The following is a 17,148-nucleotide window of genomic DNA, read 5'->3' on the forward strand; positions in this document are numbered from 1 at the left end:
ACACGTCGCCATGGGCGAAGTTGATCATGCCGATGATGCCGTAGACCATCGTGTACCCGATGGCGATCAGGCCATAGATGGCGCCGAGCGTCAGCCCGTTGATGAGCTGTTGAAGAAAATACTCCATGCCCCCTGTCGGGACGGGGGCGGTTCTCTGGGTGCCGCCTCCCTCGACCCGACTGAAGCTAGCGCGGCCTCCGGGTGGCGGCAAGCGCGCTCCCCGCCCGCGGGCCTGCGACGCGGCGGCGGCCTTCCAGGCGCCGATCGCGGCCTATATAAGGGCGCCTATCCAGTCCTTGCCGGAGTTCTCGCCATGACTTCCCCGCTGGCCGCCGCGGCCGCGCCCGCCCGCACCTCCTCCAAGCCCGTCTTCCAGTGGGACGATGCCTTCCTGCTCGAGGACCAGCTCACGGAAGAGGAGCGGATGATCCGCGACACGGCCCGCGACTATTGCCAGGACAAGCTGATGAGCCGCGTCCTGGAGGGGAACCGGAAGGAGATCTTCCACCGCGAGATCATGAACGAGCTGGGCGAGCTCGGCCTGCTCGGGCCGACCATCCACGGCTACGGTTGCGCCGGCACCAACTATGTCAGCTACGGCCTGATCGCCCGCGAGGTCGAGCGGGTCGACAGCGGCTACCGCTCGGCGATGAGCGTGCAGTCGAGCCTCGTCATGCATCCCATCCACGCCTACGGCACCGAGGCGCAGCGGCAGAAGTACCTGCCGAAGCTGGCGACCGGCGAGTGGGTCGGCTGCTTCGGCCTGACCGAGCCCGACCACGGTTCGGACCCGGGCAGCATGGTCACCCGCGCGACCAAGGTCGCCGACGGCTACCTGCTCAAGGGCGCCAAGATGTGGATCTCGAACGCGCCGATCGCCGACGTGTTCGTGGTCTGGGCCAAGACCGAGGACGGCGTCATCCGCGGCTTCGTGCTGGAGAAGGGCATGAAGGGCCTGTCGGCGCCCAAGATCGAGGGCAAGTTCAGCCTGCGCGCCTCGGTCACCGGCGAAATCGTCATGGACGACGTCTTCGTGCCGGAGGAGAATCTGCTGCCGAACGTGAAGGGTCTCGGCGGGCCCTTCGGCTGCCTCAACAACGCCCGCTTCGGCATCGCCTGGGGCGCGCTCGGCGCGGCCGAGTTCTGCTGGCACGCCGCCCGCCAGTACACGCTCGACCGCAAGCAGTTCGGCCGGCCGCTGGCCGCCAACCAGTTGATCCAGAAGAAGCTGGCCGACATGCAGACCGAGATCACCATCGGCCTCCAGGCCTGCCTGCGCGTCGGCCGCCTCAAGGACGAGGGCAAGGCCGCGCCGGAGATGATCTCCCTCATCAAGCGCAACTCGTGCGGCAAGGCGCTCGACATCGCCCGCCAGGCCCGCGACATGCACGGCGGCAACGGCATCGTCGACGAGTTCCACGTGATCCGGCACGTCATGAACCTGGAGACGGTGAACACCTACGAGGGCACCCACGACGTCCACGCCCTCATCCTCGGCCGCGCCCAGACCGGCATCCCGGCCTTCGCCAACTGACGGGCTCCGGGCGCTGGCGGCCTACCCCGCCAGCGCCTGCCACGCCGTGGTGACGGCGAAGAAGACGAAGAGCGCGCCGGTCGCGCGCACGATGCGGATTTCGTGGGCGCGATAGAGCCGCCGCACCGGCGGCGCCCCGACCAGCCAGATCAGCACGAGGTCGGCCGCCAGGAACCCGGCGAAGCAGGCCGCCAGCAGCAGCGGCGCGTTGGTCCAGGTCAGCGCCTCGACCTCATGGGCCAGCAGGGCGGTATAGACCGACAGCGTCACCGGGTAGCTCTTGGGATTGGCGAGCCCGAAGACGAGGCCGCGGCGGAGCGGCCGGCGCGCCGCCGGCATGGCGCGTCCCGCCGCATCCGGCCGGGCGCGCAGGGCCGACAGGCCGAGCCAGAAGAGATAGCCGGCACAGACGAGCGCCAGCGCCACGAAGAAGCGCGGCGCCAGCGTGCGCGCACCGACCATCGCCGCCAGCGCCAGTACCGACCACAGGAGGTCGCCGACGAGGTGCCCGAAGATGAAGGCGGCACCGGCCCGCCGCCCCTGCGCGGCGCCGATCGCGACCAGTGCCAGGACGGCCGGCCCCGGCGTCAGCACCACGATCGCGCCGGCGACCGCGGCCGCGGCCAGGACGGCCGGATCCATGTCGGCCGGGACCGCGGCGACGGAGCGCCGCCCTCGCCCGCTACTTGCCCGCCAGCACCCGGATGATGCCGGAGAAGTCCTGCTGGCCGCGGCCGACGGCGTTCATCAGGCCGTAGAGCTGGGCCGCCGCCGCGCCGAGCGGGGTGACGGCACCGGCCGCCTGTGCCGCCTGCTGCGACAGGCGCATGTCCTTGGCCATCATCGCCGCGGTGAACCCCGCCTGGTAGTCGCGGTTGGCGGGCGAGGTCGGCACCGGCCCCGGCACCGGGCAATAGTTGGTCAGCGACCAGCACTGGCCCGACGAGCGGCTGGCGACGTCGAACAGCTTCTGCGGATCGAGGCCCAGCTTCTCGGCGAGGTTGAAGCCCTCGCTGACGGCGATCATCGAGATGCCGAGGATCATGTTGTTGCAGATCTTGGCCGCCTGCCCGGCGCCCGAGGCGCCGGCATGGACGATGGTCTTGCCCATGTGCTGCAGGATCGGTTCGGCGCGCCGGAACGCCGCGTCGCTGCCGCCGACCATGAAGGTCAGGGTACCGGCCGCCGCGCCGCCGACCCCGCCCGACACCGGCGCATCGATCATCTCGAAGCCGGCCGCGGCCGCGCCCGCCGCCACGGCGCGCGCCGATTCGACGTCGATCGTCGAGGCGTCGATCAGCAGCGTCCCAGGCGCGACCGAGGCGACGATGCCGCCGTCGCCGAGATAGACCGCCCGCACCTCCGGCCCCGCCGGCAGCATGGTGACGACGGCGTCGACGTCGCGGACCGCCTCCACCATGGAGGCGGCCCGTTCGGCGCCGGCCGTGACGGCGCGGTCGAGATTGTCGGCCGACAGGTCGAAGGCGACGACGCGATGCTGCGCCTTGACGAGATTGGCGGCCATCGGGCCGCCCATGTTGCCGACGCCGATGAACGCGATCCTGGCCATGTCCGCTCTGCTCCCCTGCCCGGTCCACTCGCGGCCGGGCATTCCTGGTCATTCGAAGTCGAGGTCGCCCTCGGCCGGCACCGCGAAGTGCCGCTCGACGATGTCGGGCCCGACCTCGTCGAGGCGGGCCGGCCGCCATTTCGGCGCGTGGTCCTTGTCGACGAGCACCGCCCGGATGCCCTCGAAGAAGTCGTGCCCGTCCATGCAGCCCTGGACGAGGCGGTATTCCAGGACGAGCGCGTCCTCGATCGACAGGCCCTGACCGCGCTTCATCTGCTCCAGCACCACCCGGAGACTGGTCGGCGAGCGGTGCAGCAGGCCGTCGCGGGTCTCGCGCGCGAAGTCGCTGCCGTCGCGCGCCAGCGCGTCGAGGATGTCCTCGACGGTGGCGTGGGCAAAGCAGCGCCGGATGGTGTCGCGATGGGGCCCGAGCGTCCCCGGCCCGGGATCGGCGCGGACCGCGGCCACCGCCTCGTCGACGGGCGCGCCGGCACGGATCGCCGCCTCGAGCGCCGGCAGCCGGTCGCTCGGCACGAAATGCGCCGCCGGATCGGCGGCCAGCACGTCCGCGCCCTTGAGGCGGGCGCCGGTCAGCGCCAGCCAGGTGCCGATGCGGTCCGGGCAGCGGGTCAGGAACCAGGTGGCGCCGACGTCGGGGAAGAGACCGATCGCCGTCTCCGGCATGGCGAACAGCGTCTTCTCGGTGACGATCCGGTGCGACCCGTGCACCGACAGGCCGACGCCGCCGCCCATCGTGATGCCGTCGAGCAGCGCGACGTAGGGCTTGGGAAAGCGGTGGATCTGGCGGTTGAGGCGGTATTCCTCGCGGAAGAAGGCGCGCGTCGGGTGATCGGGCGCGGCGTCGCGGCCGTTCCGTCCGGCCTCCCAGATCGCCCGCACGTCGCCGCCGGCGCAGAAGGCGCGGTCGCCGGCACCCCTGACGATCACGGCCCGCACCGCCGGGTCGGCGGCCCATGCGGCCAGCGCCGGCGCCATCCCCCGGATCATCGGCAGGGTCAGCGCGTTCAGCGCCTTCGGCCGGTCGAGGACGACGGAGCCGACGCCGTCGGCGGTGGCGATCTGGATGTCGGCGGTCATGCGGCGGAACGGCGACGGCGATGGGACATGGAGGTTGCCTTCTTCCTGGAACTCGGCCGACAGCGGGGCGCGGATGATATCGGCGCCGGCCGGACGGTTCAACGCGCGGCCGGTCGCGGCCTTGTCCCGCGCCGGACCGCCTCGATATGATCCGGCGATACACGCACGCCCGCCTGCCAGGATCATCCCCCATGACCGCCCGCTTTCGCGGCGCCCTCGGCGCCTTCCCCACCACCCGCATGCGGCGCAACCGCTTCGATGCCTGGACGCGCCGTCTGGTGGCCGAGACGCGCCTGTCGGTCGACGACCTGATCTGGCCGATCTTCGTCTGCGAGGGCGAAGGGGTGAGCCGCGACGTCGCCTCGATGCCGGGCGTGCAGCGCCACTCCGTCGACCGCATCCCGGGCGAGGTGCGGCGCGCCGCCGCCCTCGGCATTCCCTGTGTCGCCCTCTTTCCCGAGACCGACGTCGCGCGCAAGACCCCCGACGGCGAGGAGAGCTGCAACGCCGCGAACCTGGTCTGCGCCGCCACCCGCGCGATCAAGGCCGAGGTGCCGGGGATCGGCATCATGTGCGACGTCGCCCTCGACCCCTACACCAGCCACGGCCAGGACGGCCTGGTGCGCGGCGGCTACGTCGTCAACGACGAGACGCTCGACGTGCTCGCCCGCCAGGCCGTGGTCCAGGCCGAGGCAGGGTGCGACATCATCGCCCCCTCCGACATGATGGACGGACGGGTCGGCGCCATCCGCGCCGCCCTCGACGGGGCCGGCTTCGGCCATGTCCGCATCATGTCCTATGCCGCGAAGTACGCGTCCGGCTTCTACGGGCCGTTCCGCGATGCGGTCGGCTCCGGCAGCGCGCTCGGCCAGGGCGACAAGAAGACCTACCAGATGGACCCGGCCAACGGCGACGAGGCGATCCGGGAGGTCGCGCTCGACCTCGCCGAGGGTGCCGACATGGTGATGGTGAAGCCGGGCATGCCCTACCTCGACATCGTCCGCCGGGTCCACGACACCTTCGGCGTGCCGACCTTCGCCTATCAGGTCAGCGGCGAGTACGCGATGCTGCGCGGTGCTATCGACCGCGGCTGGATGGAGGATCGCGTCATCCTGGAGTCGCTCACCGCCTTCAAGCGTGCCGGTGCGGCCGGCATCCTCACCTACTTCGCCATCGACGCCGCCGAGCGCCTGACAAAATAAATGCCATCAGCAACGATATCGTTGCCATAGTCAATTAAGTCGCTATGCTGACGCTCCCGTCCGCCGGAGCGTCCTGCCATGCGCGATCCCGAGCTGCAGGCGCGGACCGAGCAGGTCCGCGCCTTCAACCGTTTCTACACCCGAGCGATCGGCATCCTCGACAAGGGCTATCTCGACAGCCCGTTCTCCCTGACCGAGGTGCGCGTCCTCTACGAACTGCGCCACCGGGACGGACCGACCGCCGCCGCGCTGGCTCGCGACCTCGGCCTCGACGCCGGCTACCTGAGCCGTCTCCTCGGGCGCTTCGAGGCCAAGGGCTGGCTCCGCCGCGACCGGCAGCCGGGCGACGGCCGCAGCAGCAGCCTTCACCTCACGCCAACCGGGATCGCCACCTTCGACCCGCTCGAGGAGGCGTCGAGCCGCGACATCGCGGCGATGCTGGCGGGGCTGCCGGCGGCCGGCCAGGAGCGGCTGCTCGGGGCCATGGCGACCATCCGCGGCCTGCTCGACGGGCCCGAGGCCGGCAGCGGCGGGTGGCTGCTGCGCCCCCACCGGGTCGGCGACTTCGGCTGGATCGTGCAGCGCCACGGCGAGCTCTATGCCGCCGAATACGGCTGGGACATCCGTTTCGAGGGCGTGGTCGCGGGCATCGCCGCCGACATCCTCGCCCGCTTCGACCCGGCGACCGATGCCTGCTGGATCGCCGAGAAGGACGGCCGGCGCATCGGCTCGGTGGCAGTGGTGGCCAAGGCGCCGGAGCTGGCCCAGCTCCGCATCCTCATCGTCGACCCCGCGGCGCGCGGCCTCGGCGTCGGGCGGCGGCTGGTCGCAGAGTGCCTCGATTTCGCCCGGCGTGCCGGCTGCTACCGGCGGATGACCCTCTCGACCTACAGCTGCCTCGCCGCGGCGCGCCGCATCTACGAGGCGGCCGGGTTCCGGCTGGTCGAGCAACGGCCGGAACGGAACTACGGCCACGACCTCGTCGCGGAGACCTGGGCGATCGACCTGTGAGCCAGCCGGAGAGTGGCGGCCCCGGGCGGATGCCGGTCGCCGTCGCGGCGGCGGCCGCCTTCACCGGAATCCAGGTCGGCGCAGCGATGGTGGCGACCCGCTACGTCGTCGCCGACGTCGGCCCCGCGACGCTGGCGCTCCTGCGCTATGCGATCGGCTTCCTCTGCCTGGTGCCGGTGCTCGCCGCATCCGGAACCGGGCTGCGCTGCCCGCCCCGCGACCTCGTGCCGATCGCGCTTCTCGGCATCGTGCAGTTCGGCGTCCTCATCGCGCTCCTCAATGTCGGCCTCGGGACGGTTCCGGCGGGCCGCGCCGCCCTCGTCTTCTCGAGCTTCCCGCTGCTGACGATGCTGGTCGCGGCCACGCTGGGGCGGGAGCGCCTGACCTGGGCCAAGACGGCGGGGGTGCTGCTCACCATCATGGGCGTCGGCCTCGCACTCGCCGACCGCCTCGGCGGGGCCGGCCGCGGCTGGACCGGCGAGGCGACGATCCTGCTGGCCGCCCTCTGCGGCGCCGTCTGCACGGTCCTCTACCGGCCCTACGTCGCCCGCCACTCCGCGCTCGCCGTCGGCGCGATCGCCATGCTGGCCTCGGTCGCCTTCCTCGCCGGGCTGGCGGCGGCGGAGGACCCGCTGGCGGCGCTGCCGCGGCTCGGCCTCGCCGGCTGGGCCGCCATTCTCTTCATCGGGGTCGGCAGCGGCTCGGCCTATGTCCTCTGGCTGTGGGCGCTCGGCCGGGCGACCCCCACCCGCGTCACCGTGTTCCTCGGCCTCGGCCCGGTCACGGCGATCCTGTTCGGCGCGCTCCTGCTGGACGAGCCGGTCGGCTGGCTCCCCCTCGCCGGCCTCGTCGCGGTGCTGGCCGGCCTGCGGGTGGCGCTCGGCGCACCACCGGCTCAGTCGCGGTCGAGGAACTCCGCCACCAGCGCGATCTGATCGGCCGCCATCAGCGCCGGTGCATGGGCGCAGGCCGGGATCGTGCGCAACTCGGCCTTCGGCCCGCGTTCCGTCATCTGGGCCGCGGTCTCGGCCAGGAGCAGGCCGGATTCCGCGCCGCGGAGGACCAGGGTCGGCACCCGGATGCGGTCGTACACCGGCCAGATGTCGACATCCTTGACCGGCTGGGTGCGGAACGGATGGGCGATGCCGGGATCGTAGGCGAGGCGCAGGCCGCCGGCCGGATCGGGTCGCGTCATGTGTCGGGCCATGTGGGCCCACTCGGCGTCGGTCAACCGCCCGAAGCCCGCCGCCACGGTGCGCTGGTAGGCCTCCGCCGCCGCCAGATCCGGGAAGTGCGGGTCGCGGCCGACATAGGTGCCGATCTGCTCCAGCGCCGCCTGCGGGATGAACGGGCCGACGTCGTTGAGCACCAGGCGCCGGATCGGCTGTCCCGGCAGCGCCGCCAGCAGCATGCCGAGGAAGCCGCCCATCGAGGTGCCGACCCAGTCGACCCGCTCGGCGCCGAGGCGGGCGATCAGCGTCGCGGTGTCGGCCATGTAGCGCGGATAGCCGTACTCCGCCGGGTCACGCAGCCGGTCGCTGTCGCCGCGGCCGACGATGTCCGGGCAGATCACCGTCCGCGACCGCGAGAGCGCGGCGGCGAGCATGTCGAAATCCCGCCCGTTGCGCGTCAGGCCGTGGACGCAGACGAGCGGCGGGCGCCCGGCCGGGCCGGGCCAGACGTGCCACGCCATGCGGTGGAAGCCCTTGGCGCCGAGGCAGGAGACGAAGCGGGTATCGGGTGTCACGGGCGGCGGGCTCCGGTCGGATGGGCGGACGGCGGCCGGGAAGCGGTTCACTTCTCCTCGCAGCAGAACGAGATGCGGTTGCGGCCGGCGTTCTTGCTTTCGTAGAGCTGGGCGTCGGCACGCCGCACCAGTTCGGCCGGATCGACGCGCGAGCCGGGCCGCGTCATCGCCCCGCCGATCGACACCGTCACCTGATTCGACACGGTCGAGAAGGCGTGCGGAATCCGCAGGGCGAGCACCGCCTGGCGGATCTTCTCCGCGACCCGGATCGCCCCGCCGCGGCAGGTATCCGGCAGGATGCAGGCGAACTCCTCGCCGCCGTAGCGCGCCACCAGATCGGCCGAGCGTCCGGCCTGATCGGCGACGGTCCTGGCCACCGCCTTCAGGCAGTCGTCGCCGGCGATGTGCCCGTAGCCGTCGTTGAACTGCTTGAAGAGGTCGACGTCGATCATCAGCAGCGACAGCGGGGATTCGTGGCGCTGGGCGCGCAGCCATTCGCGCTCCAGGGCCTGGTCGAACGCCCGCCGGTTCGAGATGCCGGTCAGCCCGTCGATGCTGGACAGGCGCTCCAGCAGGTCGCGCTGGCGCTGCATCTCCAAATGGTTGCGCACGCGCGCCCGGACGACGGGCACGCTGAACGGCTTGGTGATGTAGTCGATGGCGCCCAGGCCAAGACCGCGTTCCTCGTCCTCTTCCTCGGTGAGCGAGGTCAGGAAGATCACCGGAATGCGGCGGGTGTTGGGATTGGCCTTCAGCAGTTCGCAGACCTGAAATCCGTTCATCCCGGGCATCATGATATCGAGAAGAATCAGGTCCGGCTGGTGCTCGAGCGCCAGGGAGAGAACCTGCGCACTGTCCTCCGTACAGATCGTCCGGCAGTCGTTTTCGAGAATGGCACTCATCAGCGCCAGGTTCACCGACACGTCGTCGACAATCAGAACCGTGGGCTTCTTCTCGACCATGTCGACCTTTGGCGTGCCGTAGCGGGTTGCGTCCGAATGCCTTGCGATCTGCGGTCGAGTATCCCCTGCCGAGCCGTCCGGCAAGTCGAAAAAGCGCCGCGACACGGGGCTGGCCTGGCGCAGCCCGCGGGAGGTCTTCGCATTGCGGCAGACTCCGAGCCGGATGGACTTCGGCCGGACACTCGGCTATCAGAGCCGGCGCCGCGGCGACGATGGCTGTCCGCCGCCGAGACGGAATCCCCCATGACCCCTGCCACGCGCGGCGCGCTTCTCGTCGCCGCTGCCGCGACGTGCTGGAGCACCGGCGGCGTCGCCGTGCGCTTCATGGATGCCGGCCCCTGGGAGGCGGCATTCTGGCGCTCGGTGTTTCTCGCGCTCGCGGTCGGCGCCTATGTCGTCTGGCGCCACCGCGGCGGGACGGCGACCGCCTTCCGGGCCATGGGCTGGCGCGGCCCGGCCTCGGGCGTCGCCGTCGCCGGCTCGTCGCTGTTCTATTTCGTGGCCCTCGCCGAAGCCTCGGTCGCGACCGTCCTCGTCCTGATGAGCACGACGCCGCTGCTGACGGCGCTCCTCGCGCGGGTCGTGCTCGGCGAGCGCATCGGCGCCGCCACGCTGCTCGCCATCCTCGCCACCATGGCCGGCATCGCGATCATGGTCGGCCCCGTCGATCTCCTCGCCGGCGGCTGGCGCGGCCTGCTCGGCCTCGGGGTCTCGCTCTTCGGCGCCATCAACATCGTCGTCGTCCGCGGCACCCGGCCGGGCACCGACATGGTCCCGGCGGTGGTGCTGAGCGGCCTCGTCCTGGCCGGCGTCGCCGGCTTCGTCGGCGCGCCATGGGAGGTCTCCGGCCGCGACATCGCCATCTGCGCCTTCATGGGCACGGTCCAGGTCGGCCTCGGCCTGACCCTCTTCGTCCAGGGCATCGCCCTGCTGCCGGCCGCGCGCGCCGGCCTCCTGACCCTGACCGAAACCGTGCTGGCGCCGCTCTGGGCCTGGCTCGGCGTCGGCGAGGTTCCCGACCGGCGGACGCTGACGGGCGGCGGCCTGATCCTGGCCGCGCTCGCCGCCTACGCCCTCTGGCAGGGACGCCCGGGCCGGCGGCCCGGCCTTGCCGCCGCCGCGCCGCGCAAGCTATGACAAACCCCTTCCGCCCCCGACCCGAACCCGAGGAGAACGCGGCATGACCGCAGCAGGGCCGCTCAGCGGCGTCACCGTCGTCGATCTTTCCCGCATCCTCGCCGGCCCCTACTGCACCATGCTGATGTCCGAGCTCGGCGCCCGCGTCATCAAGGTCGAGCCCCCCGAGCGCGGCGACGACGCCCGCCACTACGGCCCGTTCGTCAAGGGCAAGTCGGCGTATTTCCAGTCCATCAACCGCGGCAAGGAATCGATCGCCCTCGATCTCAAGAACGATGCCGACCGCGCCATCTTCGAGGAGCTGCTCGGCATCGCCGACGTGGTGGTCGAGAATTTCCGCCCCGGCACCATGGAAAAGCTCGGCTACGGCTGGGACGAACTCCATCGGCGCTATCCGAAGCTCATCTACGCCTCCGCATCGGGCTTCGGACACACCGGCCCGGAATCGAAGCGCGCCGCCTACGACATGGTCGTCCAGGGCATGGGCGGCATCATGAGCGTGACCGGCCACGAGGGCGGCCCGCCGACCCGCATCGGCACCTCGATCGGCGACCTCGGCGCCGGCCTCTACACCACGGTCGGCGTGCTCTCCGCCCTCTTCCATCGCGCCCAGACCGGCGAGGGGCGCAAGGTCGACGTCGCCATGTTCGACTGCCAGCTGGCGCTGCTGGAGAACGCGATCATGCGCTACTTCGTCTCCGGCAAGCCGCCGGGCCCGCTTGGCGCCCGCCACCCGTCGATCACGCCCTTCGAGGTCTTCTCGACCCGGGACGGCCACATCATCATCGCCGCCGGCAACGACGCCCTCTACCGCAAGCTCTGCGAGGCGCTGGGGCGGCCGGAACTGGCGACCGACCTGCGCTACCTGACCAACGACCTGCGCAACCAGCACGTCGATGCCCTCAAGGCGCAGCTCGAGGAGACGCTGACGACGGCGGACACCGCCCACTGGTCGGCGGTGCTCGACAAGGCCGGCGTGCCGGCCGGTCCGATCAACAACGTCAAGCAGGCGGTCGAATTTCCCCAGGCGGCCGCCCGCAACATGCTGGTGACCATCGACGACCCGGTCATGGGCCCGATGCCGTTCGTCGGCAACCCGGTGAAGATCTGGGGGTTCGATGATCCGAAGACCCGCGATCCGGCTCCGGCGCTCGACGCGGACCGGGCCGCGATCCTGAAGGCGCTCGGCCGCGCCTGACCACGCTCCAGAGGACCCGATGCAGAACGCTCTCACCCCCCGGCTCGACCCCTTCGCGCTTGCCCGAGACCTGGCCGGCCGCAACCTGATCGACGGCGCGCTCGTGCCGGCCGCCTCGGGCCGCACCTTTCCGGTGGTCAATCCGGCGACCGGCGAGGAGGTCTCGACCGCCGCCTACGGCGAGGCCTCCGACGTCGAGGCCGCCGTCGCGGCCGCGGTGAAGGCACAGAAGAGTTGGGCCCGCCTGCCGGCGCGCGAGCGCGGCCGCCTGGTGGCCGAGTGCGGCCGCCGCCTCACCGAGCATGTCGAGGAACTGGGGCGCCTGATCGCGCTCGAGACCGGCAAGGCGCTGCGCACCGAGAGCCGGGTCGAGGCCTCGGTGCTGGCCGACGCCTTCGTCTTCTATGGCGGCCTCGGCGGCGAGCTGAAGGGCGAGACCGTGCCCTTCAACCCCGACATCCTGTCGCTGACCCTGCGGGAGCCGATCGGCGTCGTCGGCGCGATCATCCCGTGGAACGTGCCGATGATGCTGATGGCGCTGAAGATCGCGCCCGCCATGGTCGCCGGCAACGCCGTCGTGGTGAAGTCGGCCGAGGAGGCCCCGCTCGCGGTCCTGCGCGCCTGCCAGATCATGAACCAGGTGCTGCCGCCCGGCGTCTTCAACATCCTGTCCGGCTTCGGCCCGGAATGCGGTGCGCCGCTCGTCACCCATCCGAAGGTCGGCAAGATCACCTTCACCGGTTCGGTCGAGACCGGCAAGATCGTCTACCGCGCGGCCGCCGACAAGCTGATCCCGGTGACGCTGGAACTCGGCGGCAAGAGCCCGATGATCGTCATGGGCGACGCCGATCTCGACAAGGCCGTGGCCGGCGCCGTCACCGGCATGCGCTTCACCCGCCAGGGCCAGAGCTGCACGGCGGCGAGCCGCATCTTCGTCCATTCGAGCATCCACGACGCCTTCGTCGAGCGTCTCAAGGCCAAGGTCGACGCGATGGTCATGGGCGACCCGCTCGACGAGAAGACCGACATCGGCACCATCATCTCGACCCAGCAGTTCGAGAAGGTGAAATCCTACATCAAGATCGGGACGGAACTCGCTGGTGCAAAAGCGAATGTCTGTTCCGCCATGCCGTCCGATCCGAAGCTCGCCAAGGGCCTGTACGTGCAGCCGGTCATCTTCACCGGCGTTGACAACGACAGCCGGCTGGCGCGCGAGGAGATCTTCGGGCCGGTGACCTGCGTCATCCGCTTCGACGAGTACGATCAGGTCATCGAGCAGGCCAACGATTCCGAGTACGGCCTGGCGGCGACGATCTGGACCCGCGACCTCCGCACCGCGCTGGACGCCGCCCGCCGTCTCGAAGCGGGCATCGTCCAGGTGAACCAGAACCTGGTCGTCCAGCCCAACATCTCGTATGGCGGCGTGAAGCAGTCGGGCCTCGGCAAGGAGGCCTCGCTGGAGGCCATGCTGGAGCACTTCACGCACAAGAAGACCGTCATGATCAACATGCAGTAGCTGGGCTGGAGGCCGGCATGAGGATCGTCCGCCGCGCCTTCGCCCTGCTGGTGCTCGCCGCCGCCTGCCTCGCGGCAGGCGGCGTGCTCTATCTCTGGACGTCGCTGCCGCCGATCTCGGCGACGCTGGCGGCGCCGGGCCTGTCCGCCCCGGCCCGCATCGAGCGCGACCGCGCCGGCATCGTCCGCATCGCCGCCGCCTCGCCCACCGACGCCTATTTCGCCCTCGGGCTCGCCCACGCCCAGGACCGCTTCGCGCAGATGGAGTTGCAGCGGCGGCTCGCCCAGGGTCGGCTGGCGGAACTGATCGGCCCGGCCGGCATCGAATCCGACCGCTTCATGCGGACCCTCGGAATCCATCGTCTGGCGCAGCAGATCGAACCCACACTGGACCCGGAAACACGTTCTTCTCTAGAGGCTTACGCCGCCGGGATAAACTTCTATCTGAAGTCGGCCGCGCAGACTCCGCCGCCCGAGTTCGTGCTGCTCCGCCATCATCCCGAACCGTGGACGCCCGCCGACAGCGTCGTCTGGGGGAAGCTGATGGCGCTCCAGCTCTCCGGCAATTTCCGCGGCGAGGCACTGCGCGCCCGGATGCGGCAGCGCATGCCGCTGGCGCGGATCGACGCGCTCTGGCCGCCGGCCCTCGGCCCGAGCACCACCGAGGGCGCCTCGAACGCCTGGGTGGTCGGCGGCGACCGCAGCACCACGGGCAAGCCGATCCTCGCCAACGATCCCCATCTCGGCTTCCGGCTGCCCGGCATCTGGCACCTGTCGCGCATCGAGGCGCCGGGGATGACGATCGCCGGCGCCGCCTTCGCCGGCACGCCCTTCCACATCCTCGGCCACAACGGCCGCGTCGCCTGGGGCATGACGACGACCAACGCCGATGTCGCCGACCTCGTCGTCGAGCAGGTCGCCGCCGACGATCCGGGCCAGTACGAAACCCCGGACGGCCCGGTGCCGTTCGCCGTGCGCGAGGAGACGATCGCCGTCCGCGGCGGTGCGCCGATCCCCATCCGCATCCGGACGACGCGCCACGGCCCGGTGCTCTCCGACGTCGTCTCCTGGATCGAGCCGCCGTCGCCCGGCCATGTCGTGGCGCTGCAGGCGACCTGGCTGATGCCGGGCGACCGTTCCGCCGACGCGTTCCGCGCCATGACCCGCGCCGGCAACGCCGAAGCCGTCCGGGCGGCGCTGCAGCGCTTCCGGGGGCCGCCCCAGAACGTCCACTTCGCCGACACCGCCGGCGAGTTCGGCATGGTCACGGCGGGCGCCATCCCGATCCGGGCCGACGGCGATGGCTGGATGCCGGCCGACGGCCGAACGGCGCGCGACCGCTGGCCAGCCTTCATCCCGTTCGACCGGCTGCCGCAGCGCGTCGGCCGCCCCTACGAGGTGATCGCCAACGCCAACAACCGCGTCGTCGACGAGAGCTACCCATTCTTCATCACCCGCGAGTGGGATGCGCCGCACCGCATCGCGAGGCTGCTCGAGCGGCTGGACGAACCCGGCCGCCACCGGGTGGAGACGAGCGCCGCCATCCTGGCGGACACCGTGTCGGGGTCGGCGCGGACGCTGCTGCCGCCCCTGCTCGCGCTCGTCGCCCGGACGCCCGCCAATGCGGATGTCCTCGACCGCCTGCGCGCCTGGGACGGCGCCATGGACCGCGACCGCCCCGAACCGCTCGTCTTCGTCGCCTGGCTGCGCGAGTTGGTGCGCGCGGTCTTCGCCGACGAACTCGGGGAGTTCTTCGAGGAGTTCTGGGACCTGCGGCCGGTGCTGGTCGAGCGCGTGCTGGCGTCCGAGCCCGGCTGGTGCGACGACCAGGCGACGCCGGATCGGAGGGAGACCTGTGCCGACCAGGCCACGACCGCCCTCGATCGGGCGCTCGAGTTCCTCGCCGGCCGCTACGGTGCGAACCGTGACGCCTGGCGCTGGGGTACGGCCCATACCGTCCGCTTCGCCCCGGCATGGCTCGGCGACGTCCCCCTGCTCGGCCGCCTGTTCTCGGCCGAGGTCGCGACCGACGGCGGCCACGACACGATCCATCGCGGCATGATGCGGGTCGCCCGCAAGGACGCGCCCTTCGCCAATGTCCATGGCGCCGGATTCCGCGCCGTCTTCGATCTCGCCGATCTCGACCAGTCCCGCTTCATGATCGCCGGCGGGCAGTCCGGCCATCCGCTCTCCCGCCACTTCCTCGACCTCGTCCAGCCGTGGCGGGACTTCGCGTGGCTGGCGATGCCCGCCCTGGCGGTGCCGATGCCGGGCTCGCGCACCCTGCGGCTGGTGCCGCCATGACGGCCATGACGGTGACGCTGGACGACGTGCGCCGGGCCGCTGCGCGGATCGCGGGTGCCATCCGGCCGTCGCCGTGCCTCGCCGCGCCCAGGCTGGCGCAGCGCTTCGGCGGCGAAGCCTTCCTGAAGCTGGAGACGGTGCATCCGACCGGAGCCTTCAAGGAGCGGGGGGCGCTGTCCCGGCTGCTGACCCTGTCGCCGGAGGCCGCCCGCGCCGGCGTCATCGCCATGTCGGCCGGCAATCACGCGCAGGGCGTCGCCTGCCATGCGGCGCGCCTCGGCATCCCGGCGACGATCGTCATGCCCGCGGCCACCCCCTTCACCAAGATCGAACGCACCGAGGCGCTGGGCGCCCGCGTGCTGCTGCATGGGGCGACGCTGGCGGCGGCGCGCGCCCACGCCTTCGCCGTGGCCGAGCGCGAGGGGCTGACCTTCGTCCACCCCTACGACGACCCGATGGTGGTGGCGGGCCAGGGAACCATCGGCCTGGAGATCCTGGAGCAGGTCCCCGACTTCGACGATCTCGTCGTGCCGATCGGCGGCGGCGGGCTGATCGCCGGCATCGCGGCCGCAGTCAAGGCGCTCCGCCCCGAGGTGCGGCTGTGGGGGGTCCAGTCGGCGCTCTTCTCCGCCATGCGCCGGGCGCTCTTCGGGGGACCGGAGGGGGCCGGCGGCGACACGCTCGCCGAAGGCATCGCCGTCGCCGAGCCGGGCCGGCTGCCTTGCGCGATGCTGGCCGGCCTCCTGGAAGACGTATTGCTGGTGGAGGAGCCCGCGATCGAGCGCGCGGTCCAGGTCCTGATCGACGAGCAGAAGATCGTCGCCGAGGGCGCCGGCGCCGCCCCCGTCGCCGCGCTCCTCGACGCTCCCGACCGGTTCCGGGGCCGCCGCGTCGTGCTCGTCGTCGGCGGCGGCAACATCGACGACCGGCTGCTGGCCTCCATCCTGATGCGCGGCCTGGTCCGCGAGGGGCGGCTCATCCGCATCCGCGTCGAACTCGACGACCAGCCGGGCGCCCTGTCGCGGATGACCGGACTGGTTGCCGAGGCCGGCGGCAACATCGTCGAAATCTATCATCAGCGGCTCTTCTTCGACGTGCCGGTGAAGCGGGCGGAGGTCGACGCGGTGGTCGAGATCCGCAACCACCGCCACGCCGAACTGCTGGTCCGGGCGCTCGCCGAGGGCGGTTTCCCGACCCGTCTTCTGACCTACACGAACGCCGGCGGCTGAGCGACGCCGACCCGCTCCGGCGGGTGCATCACACAGCCCCATTGCCGATGCCGACCCCGGCGCACTAGGGTTCGCACCGTCATGGCTGGGGCGGGCGCCGGATACGCGGGCGAGACGAGGGGGGCGGCGCGGCGCGCCTGGCTCTCCGGTCTGCTCGTCTGGACGCTGGTCGTCCAGCTGCTTCTGCCCGTCCTCGGCCCGCTCCGGGCCGGCGACGGCGCCGCCATGGCGGCGCTCGGGCGGATCGTCCCGATCTGCACGATCGACGGGCTGCGCCTCGCCGAACCGGCGACCAGCGACACCGATCCCCAGGGCGATTTCGGCCGGATCGACGGCGGCTGGCACTGCCAGCTCTGCCTGACCCCGGCCGTCGCACCGCCCGACAGCGCCGTCGCCCTGTCGGTTCCCGTCGCCTGGCACGAAGCCTGGGCGGCGCCGGAGACGGCGGCACCCGTCGCGCAGCCGGGCCATCGCCCGCAGTCCGCCCGAGGACCGCCCGCCCGCTCCTGAACGACCGCTCCGGCGCACCGCCCGCGGCGCGCCCCACGTCCCGTTCCAGGAGATTGCGATGTCATCCCGCCATCGCGCGCGGGTGCTCCGCGAGCACGCGCCGCTTGCCCCTCTCTTCGGCGCCGCCCTCG

At 71.7% G+C, this 17,148-nt stretch carries 15 protein-coding genes and 1 pseudogene; 10 read left to right on the forward strand and 6 right to left on the reverse strand.

What is annotated here, in order from left to right; all coding sequences use genetic code 11:
- A pseudogene (locus ACE3Q3_RS17715) lies at positions 1–127 on the reverse strand (branched-chain amino acid ABC transporter permease LivH); the annotation flags it as partial.
- 186 nt (positions 128–313) lie between these two features.
- On the opposite strand from ACE3Q3_RS17715, the gene ACE3Q3_RS17720 reads away from it, so the two are divergent.
- Positions 314–1,534, forward strand: coding sequence for an acyl-CoA dehydrogenase (locus ACE3Q3_RS17720; RefSeq protein WP_374448334.1), 1,221 nt, complete (start codon positions 314–316; stop codon positions 1,532–1,534).
- A 21-nt stretch (positions 1,535–1,555) separates the two neighbouring features.
- Here the strand turns inward: ACE3Q3_RS17720 and ACE3Q3_RS17725 are convergent, their stop codons facing one another.
- From ACE3Q3_RS17725 to ACE3Q3_RS17735, 3 genes are read right to left on the reverse strand one after another with little or no spacing between them, the layout of a single operon-like run.
- Positions 1,556–2,176: a LysE family translocator gene (locus tag ACE3Q3_RS17725; protein ID WP_374448336.1), complete on the reverse strand. Its 621-nt coding sequence runs from the start codon at positions 2,174–2,176 to the stop codon at positions 1,556–1,558.
- Positions 2,177–2,216: 40 nt separating this feature from the next.
- A complete protein-coding gene (mmsB, locus tag ACE3Q3_RS17730) occupies positions 2,217–3,104 on the reverse strand; it encodes a 3-hydroxyisobutyrate dehydrogenase (RefSeq protein WP_374448338.1) in 888 nt (295 codons plus the stop codon).
- Between the two features lie 48 nt (positions 3,105–3,152).
- Positions 3,153–4,304, reverse strand: coding sequence for an enoyl-CoA hydratase/isomerase family protein (locus ACE3Q3_RS17735; protein ID WP_374448339.1), 1,152 nt, complete (start codon positions 4,302–4,304; stop codon positions 3,153–3,155).
- An 89-nt stretch (positions 4,305–4,393) separates the two neighbouring features.
- Here ACE3Q3_RS17735 and hemB point away from each other — a divergent pair, with 89 nt between their 5' ends.
- The 3 genes from hemB to ACE3Q3_RS17750 all read left to right on the forward strand — a co-directional run bounded on the left by hemB (position 4,394) and on the right by ACE3Q3_RS17750 (position 7,350).
- Positions 4,394–5,404, forward strand: coding sequence for a porphobilinogen synthase (hemB, locus tag ACE3Q3_RS17740; RefSeq protein ID WP_374448340.1), 1,011 nt, complete (start codon positions 4,394–4,396; stop codon positions 5,402–5,404).
- Positions 5,405–5,482: 78 nt separating this feature from the next.
- The gene (locus tag ACE3Q3_RS17745) at positions 5,483–6,415 is read left to right on the forward strand and encodes a GNAT family N-acetyltransferase (RefSeq protein ID WP_374448342.1); all 933 of its coding nucleotides are present in this window, start codon (positions 5,483–5,485) and stop codon (positions 6,413–6,415) included.
- 29 nt (positions 6,416–6,444) lie between these two features.
- Positions 6,445–7,350 (forward strand): DMT family transporter, encoded by a 906-nt coding sequence (locus tag ACE3Q3_RS17750; protein WP_374448343.1) that lies wholly within the window; start codon positions 6,445–6,447, stop codon positions 7,348–7,350.
- On the opposite strand, the gene ACE3Q3_RS17755 is transcribed toward ACE3Q3_RS17750, so the two are convergent.
- A complete protein-coding gene (locus ACE3Q3_RS17755) occupies positions 7,311–8,162 on the reverse strand; it encodes an alpha/beta fold hydrolase (RefSeq protein WP_374448345.1) in 852 nt (283 codons plus the stop codon). The genes ACE3Q3_RS17750 and ACE3Q3_RS17755 overlap by 40 nt on opposite strands.
- A gap of 47 nt (positions 8,163–8,209) precedes the next feature.
- A complete protein-coding gene (locus tag ACE3Q3_RS17760; RefSeq protein ID WP_374448346.1) occupies positions 8,210–9,229 on the reverse strand; it encodes a diguanylate cyclase in 1,020 nt (339 codons plus the stop codon).
- 138 nt (positions 9,230–9,367) lie between these two features.
- Here ACE3Q3_RS17760 and ACE3Q3_RS17765 point away from each other — a divergent pair, with 138 nt between their 5' ends.
- From ACE3Q3_RS17765 to ACE3Q3_RS17790, 6 genes are all read left to right on the forward strand, one after another.
- Positions 9,368–10,261, forward strand: coding sequence for a DMT family transporter (locus tag ACE3Q3_RS17765; protein WP_374448348.1), 894 nt, complete (start codon positions 9,368–9,370; stop codon positions 10,259–10,261).
- A 43-nt stretch (positions 10,262–10,304) separates the two neighbouring features.
- Positions 10,305–11,459 carry a CaiB/BaiF CoA transferase family protein gene (locus ACE3Q3_RS17770; protein ID WP_374448350.1) on the forward strand — a complete coding sequence of 385 codons (1,155 nt, stop codon included), beginning with the start codon at positions 10,305–10,307 and terminating at the stop codon, positions 11,457–11,459.
- A 19-nt stretch (positions 11,460–11,478) separates the two neighbouring features.
- Positions 11,479–12,975, forward strand: a complete 1,497-nt coding sequence (locus ACE3Q3_RS17775) for an aldehyde dehydrogenase family protein (protein ID WP_374448351.1) — start codon at positions 11,479–11,481, stop codon at positions 12,973–12,975.
- Positions 12,976–12,992: 17 nt separating this feature from the next.
- Complete coding sequence (locus tag ACE3Q3_RS17780) at positions 12,993–15,278, forward strand: penicillin acylase family protein (RefSeq protein ID WP_374448353.1); 2,286 nt, start codon at positions 12,993–12,995, stop codon at positions 15,276–15,278.
- On the forward strand, positions 15,275–16,507 hold the full coding sequence (locus ACE3Q3_RS17785) for a threonine ammonia-lyase (protein WP_374448355.1): 1,233 nt from the start codon (positions 15,275–15,277) through the stop codon (positions 16,505–16,507). Before ACE3Q3_RS17780 ends, ACE3Q3_RS17785 begins: the two co-directional genes overlap by 4 nt.
- An 81-nt stretch (positions 16,508–16,588) precedes the next feature.
- On the forward strand, positions 16,589–17,017 hold the full coding sequence (locus tag ACE3Q3_RS17790) for a DUF2946 family protein (protein ID WP_374448356.1): 429 nt from the start codon (positions 16,589–16,591) through the stop codon (positions 17,015–17,017).
- The last annotated feature ends 131 nt before the right edge of the window (positions 17,018–17,148 follow it).

It is taken from the genome of Allostella sp. (genome assembly GCF_041913585.1).
In the GTDB taxonomy this organism is placed as follows: Bacteria; Pseudomonadota; Alphaproteobacteria; order ATCC43930; family Allostellaceae; genus Allostella.